Source organism: Pseudomonas sp. C7.1, from assembly GCF_056312395.1.
Map to the genome: position 1 here is coordinate 3,582,597 of NZ_JBWDTL010000003.1, position 14,651 is coordinate 3,597,247.

Consider the following 14,651-nt stretch of genomic DNA (forward strand, 5'->3'; position numbering starts at 1 on the left):
ACCCCCGATGCGGCTCTGACTGACTCGAACGCCCGCGCGCTAGCATTGGGCTCAAGGTGCTGGCTGAGGGCAGCGAACAGCCCGAGCAGGTCGAGTTACTCCAGCAACTCGACTGCGGGCATGCTCAAGGCTACTATTTTGGTCATCCGCAACCGGCAACAGAACTGGCCAAGCTGTTGGTGCAACAGCGCAGCGCAGTGTATGAGTAGCACACCCAGCAGACACCCTCGGGCCACCTGATGCAAACAGACGTAAAGTCCAGCACGATCCCCTGGATCGTCGGCCTCGGTAGCCTGGGTCTGGCGATCTTCTTCAGCGTGCTCGGTGGCTTTGCCCTGAACGAGCGTGAAACGCAGTGGAATCTGCAAATCGCCAAACAGCATGAGCTGCAAAGCCTGACCCTGCGCAACAACCAGCAGGAGCTGCAGCAACAGGCGCAGTTGCTGGCCGAGACCATCGCCGCCGACGCCTGGCTGGTCGAGCTGGTGCGCCAAGCCCATGCTTTGCAAAGCACTGAGCCGACTGATGCACAAAGCCTGAGTGCCATTCGCAACCAGCTGTACACCCGCCTCGCCCCGCGCTGGCGCAACCTGCAAGGCATTCGCCCCTTCGCCCTGTATATCCACCTGGCGCCCACGGCCGAAGTACTACTGCGGGTGCATGAGCCGCAGTGGTTTGCCGACTTTCCCGCCGCACAACGGCCCATGTTGCTGGACAGCCTGAGCCAGGCATCGGCTAACGCAGGCCTAACGGTGGAGGGTGAAACACTGAGCATGCGCGCCATCGTGCCACTGCAAATCGACAAGAATAGGGGTGGCCGCCTTAATGTCGGCGCGTTAGAGGTGAGCCTGGATGTGCTGGGCAACCTGCAACAGTTGGACCGCGAGCTGGGGGCCGGGGTGGCCCTGCTGCTCAAACGCCAGGCACAAGCGCCAGGCAGCAGCGGTGAGATGCTGCGCGCTCCGCACGCTGATCGCGACTACTGGCACCTGGCGGGCTTTTCCCAGGTGCAGGTGCAGAACTGGCAGGCGCAACATCGCCTACCGGCGCCGGAAGCAGGCAATACCTTCAAGCTGCTGGATGATCAAGGCCGTACCTATCTACTCAACCAAGTGCACTTGAACGGCTATCAGGCCGAGGCGAACAGCGCCGTTATGGCCCTGACCTGGCGCGATATCACGACGCTGTACAGCATGCATCAACACGAAGAACGCTGGCTGGTGGTCAAGTGGCTGCTGGCCTGGCTAGCCGCCGAAATGCTGTTACTGCTGCTATTGCAAGCCACCCGGCACAGCAGCCAGAGGGCCATGCGCCGCCATCACGCCGAGTTGCAAAACAAGCACCAGCAAAGCGAAGAGTCGCGCCAGCTGCTGGCATTGATCACCCAGATTCAGGCCGCCTATATCAACGCGGATAACCAGCGCGAGGCCTTTAACACCCTGCTCGAGCGGATTCTTGAGGTCAGCGCCAGCCAGTTCGGCTTTGTTGGTGAAATCCGCCATGACGAAGCAGGCGCGCCCTTCCTGCGTACCTTCGCCATCAGCAATATCGCCTGGGATGCACAAAGCCGTGCGTTCTACGACGCCCATGCGCCGCAGGGCCTAGAGTTTCGCAACCCCAACAGCCTGTTCGGCCAGGTGATCCGCAGCGGCCAGGCGCTGATCAGCAACGACCCGGCCAACCACCCACAAAGCGCCGGTTTGCCGCCGGGGCATCCGCCGCTGCAAGCGTTTGCCGGCCTGCCTATTCATGCCAACGGCGAGTTGCTCGGCATGCTCGGCCTGGCCAACCGCGAAGGCGGCTACAACGAACAATTTGCCGCCCAACTACAACCGCTGCTGACCACCCTCGGCCAGTTGCTCGATGCCCTGCGCCGTGACAGCCAACGCGCCCAGACCCAGCGACGCATACAACGCCAGCAAGCCGCCTTACGCGCACTCAATGAGATTGCGGCACTGCCCAGGATCAGTAGCCATGAACAGCTGCGCCAAGCCCTGCAGCTGGGTGCCAAGTTCTATGGCATGCCCATCGGCATCATCAGCCAGATTGAGGCAGACACCTACCAGGTAAAAGTTCAGGTGTCGCCGCCCGAAACCCTGCAGGATGGCCAGTGCTTTGCGCTCGGCAATACTTATTGCAGCCTCACCCTGTGCAGCAACGATGTGTTGACCATTGCCGCCATGGGCCAGAGTGAATATGCCGCGCACCCCTGCTACTCATTGTTCGCCCTGGAAAGCTATATCGGCACCAGCATCTGGGTCGCTGGCCAGCGCTTTGGCACCCTGTGCTTCACCTCAAGCGAGGCGCGCGATACGCCATTTGATGATGCCGACGAAGAGTTTATGCGCCTGTTCGCCCGCTGGGTCGGCACCACCCTGGAACGCATGATCCATGAACAGGAGACCCGCGAGGCGAGGCGCTTTCTGCAAGCGGTACTCGACTCAGCCACCGGCGTAGCCATCATCACCACCGACCGCGACGGCCTGATCACCCTGTTCAACTCTGGTGCCGAACGCCTGCTGGGTTATCGCAGCGAGGAAGTGATTGGCCTACACAGCCCCGCAAGGTTCCACCTGAGCGAGGAAATACAGGCCCGCAGCCGCCAGCTAAGCCAACAACTGGGCACTGCAGTCAGCGATTTTGCAGTGTTTACCTACCTCCCCGATCAGGGCGAGCCGGAAACCCGCCAGTGGACCTACCGACGCAAGAATGGCGAACAGCGCATCGTCAACCTCACCGTCAGCGCCATGCATGATGCTGACGGCGTGATCACGGGTTACCTGGGCATCGCCAGTGACATCAGTGACCTGCAGCAGACCACCCGCGCCCTGCAAAAAAGCGAGAGCCGCTTTCGCGGCCTGGTCAGCAGCTTGCCAGGCGCGGTGTACCGCTGCCGTAACGATGAAAGCTGGTCGATGAGCTACCTCAGTGAAGAAATCCAGGTGCTCAGCGGTTACCCGGCCAACGACTTTATCAACAACCGCGTACGCAGCTTTTCCAGCATTGTGCACCGCGACGATCTGCCGATCACCTTCCGCGCGGTGGCCGCCATCGAACGCCAGGAGTCCTTCGAGCTGACCTACCGCCTGCTGCACGCCGATGGTCACAGCGTCTGGGTGCGGGAAAAAGGCCGTGGCGAATACGACAGCCATGGCGAACTGCAATGGGTGTCCGGTTTTATCTGGGACATCAGCGACCGCAAGGCCGTGGAGGATCAGCTGCGCCTCAGCCAGCAGCGTTTCGGCAGCGCCTTCAGCATGGCCCCCCAGGGCATGGCCCTGGTGTCCTTGGAAGGGCAGTGGCTGGAGGTCAATGAAGTGCTCTGCGAAATGCTCGGCTATAGCCGCGAGCAGTTGCTGCGCAGCAACTTCCAGCAGATCACCCACCCCGACGACCTGGATGCCGACCTGCTGCATATCGAAGAGTTGCTGGCTGGCGAGATCAACACCTACCAGATGGAGAAACGCTACCTGGACAGCCAGGGAAGTATTATTTGGGTCTTGCTCAGCGTGGCGCTGGTGCGCGACAGCGACAATCAACCGGTGCATTTCGTCGCACAAATTCAAGACTTCAACGAACGCATCGCAACTGAAATGGCCATCCGCGAGCGTGAAGACTACCTAAGTACGCTACTTGATAACGTGCTCGATGCGATCATCACCTTCGACCAGCAGGGCTATATCGAAACCTTCAACCACGCCGCCGAGCACATCTTCGGCTATAGCCACCTGGAGGTCTCCGGACACCGGGTAACGCTGCTGATACCCGAGCCGCAAAGCTCGATGCGTGCGCGCCACCTCAGCCACTTCCTGAAAACCAGTATCCAGCAAATGCTCGGCAAGGAAATTGAGCTGAGCGCCATGCGCAAGAACGGCGAGACCTTCGCCATCGAGCTGGCTATTTCGCAGATCAGCCACCAGGGCGAGCGGCGTTTTATTGCGGTGATCCGCGATATCGAGGAGCGCAAACGCATCGAGCGGATGAAGAACGAGTTTGTCTCCACCGTCAGCCATGAGCTGCGCACTCCGCTGACCGCAATTGCCGGCTCCCTCGGTCTGATCAACGGCGGCGCCTTGGGCGCGGTGCCGGCGAGCATGCAGCAGATGCTGCAGATCGCCCAGGACAACAGCCAGCGCCTCAACCTGCTGATCAACGACCTGCTCGATATGGACAAACTGGTGGCCGGCAAAATGCTCTTCGAGCTGCACGACGAAGCGCTGCAGCCGCTGCTGGAACAGGCCATCGGTGAAAACCAGCCGTACGCCAACCACTACCAGGTGCAATTACGACTGCAAGGCCCGGCCACCCTCGCCCGAGTACGGGTCGATAAACTGCGCCTGACCCAGGTGCTGGCCAACCTGCTGTCGAATGCGGCGAAGTTCTCGCCGCAGGGTCAGACCGTCGATGTTCGCGTGCAGCAGCATGACACGCGCATCCGCGTCAGCGTGACCGACCATGGCCCCGGTGTACCAGAAAGCTTCCAGACGCAGATATTCAGCAAATTCTCCCAGGCAGACGCCACCGACACGCGAAAGAAAGGCGGTACCGGCCTGGGTCTGGCGATCAGCAAAGAAATCATTGAACGTATGGGCGGGCAGATCGGTTTCGACTCAACCCCCGGCCACGGCGCGACTTTCTGGTTCGAACTGACTACCCTAGCCCTAGAGGCGGCGCCCGAATCGTCCGCCAACCCCGAGGACAACCGGCATGCATAAACTACCGTGACAAACCCTCAACAAACCCTACAGCGCATCCTGCACGTCGAGGACGACCCCTCGATTCAGGCCGTGGCCAAGCTGGCGCTGGAGGCCGTCGGCGGCTTCCAGGTGCTCAGTTGCTCATCTGGCCAGGACGCCCTGGACCAGCTGCAAGGCTTTGCCCCAGACTTTATCCTGCTGGACGTAATGATGCCGGACATGGACGGCCCGCAGACGTTGGTGCGCATCGCCCGGCTGATCGACATCACGCAGGTGCCAGTAGCCTTTATGACCGCCAAGGTGCAACCGGCGGAAATCGCCCATTACCGCAGCCTCGGTGCCCGCGATGTGATCATCAAACCTTTCGACCCGATGCAGCTGGCCGCGCAGGTGCGCAAAATCTGGAGTCTGGCCCATGAGTAAAGGTAAGAGCGCCTCCGATGAGCTGCAGCAGCATCTGCAGCAACTGAGCAATGCCTTCGCCCTGCGTCTGCAGGAAGAGTTACCGGCCCTTGCGCAGAACGCCGAACGCCTGCTGCACACCGCCGACCCGCAGGAACAGCTGCAACATTTGCAGAGCCTGCGTGACCAACTGCACAAACTGGCCGGCGCCGCTGGCACCTTCGGTTTCAGCAGCCTCGGCCAGCGCGCCCGCGAGCTGGAGCAAGAGGCCGATCAATGGCTGGAAACCCTGCAGAAGGAACAGCAGAGCCTGCAAGACTTCAGCCACAGCCTGCAGCAACTGGCACGCCAGCAATTCCAGGCCGAACGCAGCCAGGAACCGGCCACCCATGCGGTCAAGCCACCACGGCCGAACAGCAGCGCTCGGCGCATCTATATCCTCGAAGACCAATTGGCGATTGGCGAAAACATGCGCTTGACGTTGAACAATTTCGGCTACCACGCCGAGCACTTCACCCGCATCGCCGACCTCGACGACGCCTTGCAGCAGCAACTGCCCGATGCGCTGATCGTCGACGTCAACCTGCCCGACGAGAGCCTTACCGGCCTGGAGTATGCCGCCGACCTGCAACAACGCCTGGATGAGCCACTGCCGCTGCTGGTGATCACCACCCAGGATGATTTCGCCACCTACCTTGAAGCCGTGCGAGTCGGCGCCATGGGTTTTTTCACCAAGCCGGTGGACATCCCACAGCTGGAAAATCGCCTAGAGCGCTGCTTTGCCCTGCAACAGGGCGAGCCGTACCGAGTGCTGATCATCGACGACGACCGCGAACTGGCCAGCCGCTTTAGTCTAATTCTGCGCGGTGCCAATATGCTGGTGGAGATGCTCCACGAGCCGTCAGATATCCTCGCCTGCATGCGCAGCTTCAACCCCGAGGTGGTGCTGCTGGACGTGAGCATGCCCGACTGCACCGGCCCTGAGCTGGCGCAGATCATCCGCATGAACGATGACTGGCTGCGCGTGCCGATCATCTACCTATCGGCGGAAACCGACATCACCCGGCAGATGAACGCCCTGATCAAGGCCGGCGATGACTTCGTCACCAAACCGATTTCCGACAACGCCCTAGTCGCCGCCGTGTTCTCCCGCGCCCAGCGCGCGCGCCTACTGAGTAACGCGTTATCCCGCGACAGCCTAACCGGGCTGCTCAAACATGCCGATATCAAGGAGCAGGCGGCGGTCGAACTGGAGCGCGCGCAGCGCAGCGGCAAGCCGGCCAGCGTGGCGATGCTGGATATCGACTTTTTCAAAAAGGTCAACGACAGCTACGGCCATGCCGCTGGCGACAACGTGATTCGCGCACTGGCCAACCTGCTGCGCCAACGCCTGCGGCGCATCGATAGCCTGGGCCGCTATGGCGGTGAGGAGTTTCTCGTGGTGCTGCCGGATTGCCCAGCGGACCAAGCGCTACGCATTCTCGATGAAATTCGCCAGCGCTTTGCCGAGCTGCACTTTATCGCCGCAGGCCAGCAGTTCTCGGTAACCCTAAGCGCCGGCATCGCCTGCACCGAAGACGCACCAGGGGGGGCCGACGACCTGCTGGATAAAGCCGACCGCGCGCTCTACGCCGCGAAAAACGGTGGGCGTAACCAGGTGCGCTAGTCGGCGCGACTTAAAGCTGGCCGCTAAAGCACCTCCCACATGTAGTCGCAGCCAAACTTGGCTTTATGAAATTTATCGCGTAGATTTTCATGAAATTATTTAAATAGAATTTCATGAGGCGCGCCATGTTCAAACAATCCGCCCAGCATATCGGCACCTACTACGCCGGCACCTACCCAGGTCCGATCCCCCTGCGCCCGCGCCTGCAGGAAGCGTTGCAGTGTGATGTGCTGATTATCGGCGGTGGCTTCAGCGGCCTGCACACCGCGCTGCGCCTGGCCCTGGCGGGCAAGAAGGTGGTCGTGCTGGAAGCCAGCCGCCTGGCCTGGGCGGCCTCCGGGCGCAACGGTGGCCAGGCGCTGCCGGGCTGGTCCTGCGATATGCCGCCGTTCGAGAAGGCCCTGGGGCTAGAGCGCGCCCGCCGCCTGTGGGACAGCATGGTCTGGGCCGCCGAGGAGATGCGCGAGCTGCCCGAGCGGCACAACTTCGATATCGACTACCGCACCGGCGCGATCTACACCGCCGTGCTGTCGCGCCGCGTGCGCCAGCTACAGGAAGGATTGGAAGAAGCCGAGCAAAAATACGGCTACTCGCAGCTGAGTTTTATCCCCAAGGATGAACTGCCCGAGTGGATCGCCAGCCCACGCTACCTGGCCGCCCTGCATGACAGCGGCGCCGCCCACCTCAACCCGCTGAAACTGGCCCAGGGCCTGGCCGATGCCATCGAAAAGGCCGGCGGTAAAATCTTCGAGCAAAGCAAGGCGCTGAGCTACCAAGAGACGGCCGACGGTTATGTGGCGCGCAGCGAACAGGGCGAGGTGCGCAGCGACGTGCTGGTGCTGGCCTGCAACGCCTATATCGACAAGCTCGATGCGCAACTGGCGAAACGCCTGCTGCCGGTCGGCTCCTACCAGGTCGCCACCGCACCGTTGGACCCAGAGCTGGCGCGCTCGCTGTTCCCGCGCGGCACCTGTGCCATCGACAACCAGTTCGTGCCCGACTACTTCCGCGTCACCCCAGACAACCGCCTGCTGTTCGGCGGCGGCTGCACCTACCTGGGCGGCATCCCGGCTGACGTGCCTGCGGCCACCCGGCCCTATCTGGAGCGAGTGTTCCCGCAACTGCGCGACGTGCAGATCGACTACGGCTGGGGCGGACATATCGACTGCACCATGCACCGCACCCCGGATGTCGGCCGCAACGGGCAGAAGTACTGGCTGCAGGGCTTCTCCGGCCACGGCATCCTGCCGACCCTGGCCGCCGCCCGCGCAGTCAGCGATGCGATCCTCGGTGACGCCGACCTGCTTGAGCTGTATCAGGGCCTGAGCAACCCACGCTTCCCCGGCGGCGACCTGCTCGCCGCGCCGATCGAAGCCGTGGGCAAGGCGTGGTATCGCCTGCGTGACGTGATTTGAACCCGTCGCCCGGATGTAATCCGGGACCACCCTCCCCGGATTGCATCCGGGCTACGCCATAAGGCAACCCCATGGACATGCAGGAAGAAGTCGAAGGTCTGGCGATCCTGATCCGCGACCTGCGCAAGCACAAGAACCTCACCCTGGGTGAGCTGGCGGCGCGTATCGACCGCTCGGTGGGCTTCCTCTCCCAGGTCGAGCGCGGCCTGTCGCGCCCGACCGTGGCCGACCTCACCGCCATCAGCGAAACCCTCGGCGTGCCGACCACCTACTTCTACAGCCTGAGCAAGCCACGCGCCGTGCCCTGGGTCACCCGTCCCGGCGAGCGCCGCACGCTGTATTACGCCGGCGGCATCACCGACGTGCTGGCCTCGCCGACCATGGCCGGCGGCTTCTCCATGCTCGAAAGCCATCTGCAGCCCGGCGCCACCAGCGGCGATGGGCATTTGAACGACAGCTCCGAACAGGGCGGCTTTGTTCTCGAAGGTGAGCTGACCATCTGGTATGGCGAAGGCGCCGAGCCGGTCACCCTCGGCCCGAATGACAGCTTCCAGCTGCCGCCGCACGCGCAGTTTCGCTACGCCAACCTTTCCGATTTACCCACACGAGTGCTTTGGGTTTTTAACTAACCCGCGCAGATAACCGCCATGACAATAACAACAGCATTCCCCGACCTGCTCAGCGAAGTCCGCACCTTCCGCGCCGCCCACCCCGAGGTGCGCTATGTCGACCTGATCAGCCTGGACATTCCCGGGCATTTCTACGGCAAGCGTTACCCCATCGACATGCTGGAGAAGGTCGCTGCCGGCAGCCCGCTGAAAATCCCGCAGAACTGCGTGCTGCTCGGCGTACAAGGCGGCCTGCACCCGATTGGCGACTACTGCTTTAACGACGGCGACCCGGACGCGCCGCGCCGCTTGATCCCCGGCACCCTCAAGCCAGTACGCTGGGAAAGCCAGCCCCTGGGGCAGATGCTGATCAGTTCCGATGGCACGCAAGCGCCCATCGAGTTCGAACCGCGCGAAGTGCTCGCCCGTGTGCTCAAGCGCCTGGCCGCACGCGGTATCCGCCCGGTGGTGGCGTTCGAGCTGGAGTTCTATCTGTTTGACCGCAAGCTGCAAGACGGCCTGCCGCAGTTCCCCCGCGACCCGCTGTGCGGTGATGAAGACGACCAGCCAAATATGCATATCGAGCGCCTGTCGCGCTTCTCCGATGTGCTGCACGAGATTGTCGACGCCGCCAATGAACAGGGCGTGGACGCCAACGTGATCACCGCCGAGCTTGGGCCCGGCCAGTTCGAGATCAACTTCGGCCATTGCGATGACGGCCTGCGCGCTGCCGACTGGGCCGCGTTGTTCTGCCGCAGCACCCGTGGCGTGGCGCTCAAGCGCGGCCAGCGCGCCAGCTTTATGAGCAAGCCCTACCTGCACGCACCGGGCAGCGGTATGCATGTGCACGTCAGCCTGTACGACGCCGCTGGCCACAATCTGCTGGCTGCCGATGAACAACGCCCGCTTCGCCATGCGGTGGCCGGCTGCCTGGAGTTGCTGCCGCACTGCATGCCGATCTTCGCTGCCAACCACAACGCCTTCCGCCGCTACGGCGCCATGGTCAACGCCGCCAGCCGCGCCAGCTGGGGCTATGAGGACCGCGATGCGTGTATCCGCATACCTGAGTCAGACGGCAAAAACCTGCGCATCGAACACCGCCTGGCCGGTTCTGACGCCAACCCTTATCTGGTGCTGGCGGCGATCCTCACCGGTATGGAGCACGGCCTGGATGCGGGTAAAGAGCCAATTGCGCCGCTTAACGACAACCGCCAGAGCGGCATCGACTTCCCCCAGGACATGCTCGGCGCGGTCAGCGCCATGCGCGACCACCCGGTGGTCAATCAGGGGCTGGGCGAGGAATTTGTCATGGTCTACTGCGAGAACAAGCGCCAGGATCACCTGGCGTTTATGCAGGAAGTCAGTGCGCGGGAGTACCGCTGGTTTATGTGAGCTATCAATGTGCAAAACCGGCATTCTGATCGAGCAGTACAGCGGCCTGTTCCCGCTGTGGCTGGCGCCGCAACAGGCCGCCGTGCTGACCATCTCCGAAGGCCAGAATGACTACGCCCGCCAAATACTCGCCACGCTCAAACGCGCCGGCCTGCGTGCGGCAGCCGACCTGCGCAACGAGAAGATCGGCTACAAGATCCGCGAAGCCACGCTGCAGAAAGTGCCCTACCTGCTGGTGATCGGTGAGCAGGAAAAGCCCAAGGCCGCGTCACCCTGCGCAGCCGCGCCGGCGACAACCTGGGCAGCCTGGCGCTCGCTGAACGGGTCGCACGGCTAAGCACTGAGGCCCGTATGCCCGGTCAGGACGCGACAGCCTGATCAGCAGGTTGCTGGCGGTGCACCGCTTAGCAACCTGCATAAACCTGTTGGCCAGGCGTTATCCTGCACGGCCGCCCCACACCCGCAAGGAACCCCATGAGCCTGACCAAGCGCGAGCAAAGCCGGATCGAACGGACACTGGCCGCGACCCTCACCGACGCCTGCGAAGCCGGCAAGGCCGAAATTGTCGGCTTCCAGTGGCTGACCCATGACGTCGATTACCAACGCTTCCCCGCTAGCCTGCGAGTGATCTGGATATTCGCCAGCCAGGCCGAACAGGACGCCGCCATCGCCAAGGGCCAGGATCGCCTGATGCAGACACTCACCGCAGCTGCCTTGCAGGCTGCCGAGATTGCACTCGAAACGCCGGCCGCCCATGTGCACTTCGACAACGAACAACAGTGCCTGCGCGTCGATGACGGCAACTGGCAACAGCGCCTGGCGCGCCAGCGTTCGAGCAAGCGCTGAAGCATGGCTAAAGAGATTGAGAACCCCTGTATTTCCGTCTGCCAGTTGAGCGGCGACCTGTGCCTGAGCTGCGGGCGCAGCAAGGCCGAAATCAAACAGTGGAAGCGCATGAAGCGCCCGGAGAAAATGGCCGCCGTACAACGCGCCAGCCAACGCCTGAAAAGCCTGTGCAAGAAGAAATCCTAACCTCGCGCACCAGCCGAAACGCGTCTTAAGCGACTTGAGCAAGGTGTAGTCGCAATACTGTATACGGCCGCAGAACCGTGCGTAAAAGCCGCTGGGGCAACATCGGTCTTTACCGAAGCCAGCCTGGTGGCGCAGCCATTCTTTGCCGGCCAGGGATTTTCTGCGGAGCAGGCACAGACGTTGACGCGCGGCACTGTTATTTTGCCGCGCATGCTGATGCGCAAAACCCTGGAGCCGCGATGAATACTCTGACGATGATCGTGCTAGCCGCCGTGGTACTGGCCGCCTGCGCCCTGGCGCTGTGGAGCTGGCACAACCAGCGCAAACTGGAACAGCTGGATGAACGGATCAACCGGCAAAGCGAGCTGATCGAACAGCTCGACAGCGTGCTGGACAACCCGCAGCTCAGCGAAGCCGAGCAGTTGGCAAAAACCGAAGCCTTGCTGGCCAAGCTGCAGGAAACTCGCAAACCCTAGGCTTGCGACAGAGTTCAACTGTCGCAAGCCTGTAGGCGCACGCCATGCGTGCGAATCGCGGGCATGCCCTCCACAACGGCTAAGCATGTCTTCAAACATGCATCCCATATACTGAATCCGATACAGCGGCCGCCCTGGCCCGCGCTGCATGGAGCTTCTTGTAGCTCTCAATCAGCCGCAGATGCCGATCCAACCCTTCCAGCTGCATATTGGTCGGCGTCAGCCCATAGAAGCGTACGCTGCCGTCCAGCGACCTAGCAGGCGGCGGAGCATGTTTTAGCCCCGCGTTTGCCCCTGACGAAAATCACGCGGGGTTCCGCCCAGCCAGCGGCGGAAGGTGCGGCTGAAGTTTGAGGTGTCTTGATAGCCCAGGCGTTCGGCGATGGCCTCCACACTCATTGAGCTGTGCAGCAACAACCAGCAGGCCAATTCTTCGCGCACGCTGTCGAGCAACTGCTGATAGGTGACGCCTTCCTCGCGCAGGTGACGAATCAACGTGCGTGCAGCCATGCATTCAACCCCTGCCATCTGTTCCAGTGTCGGGTAGCAACCGTCACAGCTCAGCAGGCGTTGGTGAATACGCTGGCTGATGCTGCCGCCCTTCAACTGTTTAAGCTGATGCTCACAGTCGCGCAAAGCCAGGCGGTAGGCTTCGGCATCGCTGGCCAGGCTGGGGCAGTCAAGCAGCGACAACGGTAATTGCATGCGCAACTGCGTGGCACCGAATGTCGATTGCGGGCATAGCGCCTGGTAGGCCTCGGCCCACGGCGGTTCGGCAAACGGCCAGTGAATACTGATGTGCTCGCTCAGCGCTTGACCGCTGACGGTGTGCAGCAGGTTGAGCATGCCCGCGACCATGTGCCCCAGCACGTACTCGCGAATATCCTCACTCTGCACCGTTTCATGCAGGTGCAGCGTGAGGTACTCGCCCTGTTCGATGCTGAAGGTAGCGAAATTCTCCCGCAAGCTGGTGAAGCGCTGCACCGCCAGCAGGGCCTGTGCCACGGTCGGGCTGGCCATGGCCAATACGCCGAGTGCGCCGTGGGTCGAGAGCTGGGTGCTGGTGCCCACCCGCAAGCCCAGCCAGGGGCACTCACTCAACGCCAGCCCGCGTAAGGCCAAACGGCGGAACTGGGCAAAGCTGAGAAAGCGGTTGTCGCTGTGCAGCGCCGTCCAATCCAGGCGCGTGCCATCGACGATCTGCGCCGGTTCAAAGCCCGCGCGCCGCAACTCGGCACACAGCAGGCGGGCATACACCGGATGCACGCAAGGTTGCAGCCAAGCTTGAGCGTCGGACATGAGGCGACTCCGCAGAGGTGGTTGAGCGCATAGGCCGCGCGCGGCGCGGCGGCCACACAATTGATCAGACGCCAGGCGCAACACACCCCGACCTTGTGCTGGCGTTAAGCGTGACCCGGCGAATTGGCACCATATGACGATATTCTGCCCGCGTAAACGGTATTGTCCGACAATCGTACAGCGCATCCTAGGCTCACAACAAAAACCAAGGAGTTTTGTATGAGTGCCGTTATGCCCACTACCCTCGCCGACCCAACGCTCTTCCGTGACCGCAAACGCTATGCCTGGCTGCTCTCAGTGGTGGCCCCGGTGGCTGTGATTATCGGGCCGTTGGCGCATCTGCTGGGCGCAACCAGTCAGCTGTGGTTCTTTGGCGCGCTGGCATTTTTCTACATCGGCGTACCGCTGCTGGACAAACTCCTTGGCGAAGACCTGAGCAACCCGCCGGAATCCGCCGTGCCGGCGCTTGAGGCCGACGGTTATTACCGCGCGATCAATTACGCCGTGGTGCCTGTGCTGTGGTTTGGCATGCTGTTCAACTGCATCTTCCTCGCCACCCATGAGCTGCCCTGGTACAGCTGGCTGGCGACGGCAGTGGTGACGGGTTCGATGCTGGGCTTTGGCCTTAACCTCAGTCACGAACTGGGCCATAAAAAGGACTGGCTGGGCCGCAAAGTGGGCCTATTCAACACTGCACTGGGCGGCTACGGACACTTCTCCATCGAGCACAACCGTGGCCATCACCGGCATGTGGCTACCCCGGAAGATCCGGCCTCTTCACAGATGGGCGAAAGCATCTATCGCTTTATGTTCCGTGAACTGCCGGGTGCATTCTTCCGCGCCTGGGACCTGGAAGCCGAGCGCATGCAGCGTCAGGGCCGCTCAACGTGGAGCCTGGGCAATGAAATTGTCCAGGCGGGTCTGGTGACGCTGGCCCTGTATGGCGGCCTGATTGCCCTGTTTGGCCCGGCGATGGTGCCGGTGCTGTTGCTGGTCGCCTTCTGGGGCGCGTTCCAGCTGACCTCGGCGAACTACATTGAGCATTACGGCCTGGTGCGCAAAAAGCTGCCCAATGGCCGCTATGAAGCCTGTCAGCCGCGTCATTCATGGAACAGCAACCACATTGTGTCCAATCTGGTGGTGTTCCACTTGCAGCGCCACTCTGACCACCATGCGCACCCCACCCGCAGCTACCAGGCGTTGCGTGACTTTCCCGACTTGCCGCGCCTGCCTTCCGGCTACTTCGGCATGTTCCTCGCAGCCTATGTGCCGCCGATTTGGTTCCGTTTGATGAATCCCTGCCTGATCGCTGCAGTGGACGGTGACGTCAGCCGCATCAACTTCCTACCCGCCAAACGTGAGCAATTGATCCGCCAATACGGCTTGCAAACTGAGCAGATGGCCACACAGCAGGAGGCCGCATGAGCCGACATGAATGTCCGGAGTGTGGGTTTGTTTACGACAGCCAATTAGGCGACAGCTACACCGGCTATGCACCGGGCACCCCGTTTGCCGACCTGCCTGACGACTACAACTGCCCGCAATGCTGTGTGCGCGACAAACCCGACTTCATCGCCCTTGAGGGGCGCCAGGCCGGGTAGCAGCACCCATTGCGGCTAAAGCCCCCCACACGGTGCAGCGCAAGCCGCACCTCATCAGGCATC

The 14,651-nt window shown here is 62.1% G+C and carries 13 protein-coding genes and 2 pseudogenes; 13 read left to right on the top strand and 2 right to left on the bottom strand.

Going from position 1 to position 14,651, the window contains the following annotated elements; genetic code table 11:
• Window positions 1–44: 44 nt before the first annotated feature.
• From AC0T4W_RS20070 to AC0T4W_RS20120, 11 genes and pseudogenes are all read left to right on the top strand, one after another.
• Window positions 45–209 carry a hypothetical protein gene (locus AC0T4W_RS20070; protein ID WP_476323816.1) on the top strand — a complete coding sequence of 55 codons (165 nt, stop codon included), beginning with the start codon at window positions 45–47 and terminating at the stop codon, window positions 207–209.
• Between the two features lie 30 nt (window positions 210–239).
• Window positions 240–4,715 (top strand): PAS domain S-box protein, encoded by a 4,476-nt coding sequence (locus AC0T4W_RS20075; protein ID WP_476322020.1) that lies wholly within the window; start codon window positions 240–242, stop codon window positions 4,713–4,715.
• Window positions 4,716–4,721: 6 nt separating this feature from the next.
• The gene (locus AC0T4W_RS20080) at window positions 4,722–5,120 is read left to right on the top strand and encodes a response regulator (RefSeq protein WP_476322022.1); all 399 of its coding nucleotides are present in this window, start codon (window positions 4,722–4,724) and stop codon (window positions 5,118–5,120) included.
• A complete protein-coding gene (locus AC0T4W_RS20085; protein ID WP_476322024.1) occupies window positions 5,113–6,765 on the top strand; it encodes a diguanylate cyclase in 1,653 nt (550 codons plus the stop codon). The genes AC0T4W_RS20080 and AC0T4W_RS20085 overlap by 8 nt, the downstream gene beginning before the upstream one ends.
• 125 nt (window positions 6,766–6,890) lie before the next feature.
• On the top strand, window positions 6,891–8,180 hold the full coding sequence (locus AC0T4W_RS20090) for an NAD(P)/FAD-dependent oxidoreductase (protein ID WP_476322025.1): 1,290 nt from the start codon (window positions 6,891–6,893) through the stop codon (window positions 8,178–8,180).
• Window positions 8,181–8,251: 71 nt separating this feature from the next.
• Window positions 8,252–8,809 (top strand): helix-turn-helix domain-containing protein, encoded by a 558-nt coding sequence (locus tag AC0T4W_RS20095; RefSeq protein ID WP_476322027.1) that lies wholly within the window; start codon window positions 8,252–8,254, stop codon window positions 8,807–8,809.
• 24 nt (window positions 8,810–8,833) lie between these two features.
• Window positions 8,834–10,180, top strand: coding sequence for a glutamine synthetase family protein (locus AC0T4W_RS20100; RefSeq protein WP_476323819.1), 1,347 nt, complete (start codon window positions 8,834–8,836; stop codon window positions 10,178–10,180).
• Between the two features lie 19 nt (window positions 10,181–10,199).
• Window positions 10,200–10,558 (top strand): annotated as a pseudogene (locus AC0T4W_RS20105) (His/Gly/Thr/Pro-type tRNA ligase C-terminal domain-containing protein); the annotation flags it as partial.
• A 96-nt stretch (window positions 10,559–10,654) separates the two neighbouring features.
• A complete protein-coding gene (locus AC0T4W_RS20110; protein WP_476322029.1) occupies window positions 10,655–11,026 on the top strand; it encodes a hypothetical protein in 372 nt (123 codons plus the stop codon).
• Window positions 11,027–11,029: 3 nt separating this feature from the next.
• The gene (locus tag AC0T4W_RS20115; RefSeq protein WP_476322031.1) at window positions 11,030–11,212 is read left to right on the top strand and encodes a DUF1289 domain-containing protein; all 183 of its coding nucleotides are present in this window, start codon (window positions 11,030–11,032) and stop codon (window positions 11,210–11,212) included.
• A gap of 239 nt (window positions 11,213–11,451) precedes the next feature.
• Window positions 11,452–11,688: a hypothetical protein gene (locus AC0T4W_RS20120; protein ID WP_476322033.1), complete on the top strand. Its 237-nt coding sequence runs from the start codon at window positions 11,452–11,454 to the stop codon at window positions 11,686–11,688.
• Window positions 11,689–11,779: 91 nt separating this feature from the next.
• Here AC0T4W_RS20120 and AC0T4W_RS20125 read toward each other — a convergent pair.
• Together AC0T4W_RS20125 and AC0T4W_RS20130 are read right to left on the bottom strand one after the other, a co-directional pair.
• Window positions 11,780–11,941: pseudogene (locus AC0T4W_RS20125) on the bottom strand (hypothetical protein); the annotation flags it as partial.
• Window positions 11,942–11,964: 23 nt separating this feature from the next.
• Window positions 11,965–12,987, bottom strand: a complete 1,023-nt coding sequence (locus AC0T4W_RS20130; RefSeq protein ID WP_476322035.1) for an AraC family transcriptional regulator — start codon at window positions 12,985–12,987, stop codon at window positions 11,965–11,967.
• A 219-nt stretch (window positions 12,988–13,206) separates the two neighbouring features.
• Between AC0T4W_RS20130 and AC0T4W_RS20135 the strand changes: the two genes are divergently transcribed.
• Together AC0T4W_RS20135 and AC0T4W_RS20140 are read left to right on the top strand one after the other, a co-directional pair.
• The gene (locus AC0T4W_RS20135) at window positions 13,207–14,412 is read left to right on the top strand and encodes an alkane 1-monooxygenase (RefSeq protein ID WP_476322037.1); all 1,206 of its coding nucleotides are present in this window, start codon (window positions 13,207–13,209) and stop codon (window positions 14,410–14,412) included.
• Window positions 14,409–14,588 (top strand): rubredoxin, encoded by a 180-nt coding sequence (locus tag AC0T4W_RS20140; protein WP_476322039.1) that lies wholly within the window; start codon window positions 14,409–14,411, stop codon window positions 14,586–14,588. The genes AC0T4W_RS20135 and AC0T4W_RS20140 overlap by 4 nt, the downstream gene beginning before the upstream one ends.
• Window positions 14,589–14,651: the final 63 nt, after the last annotated feature.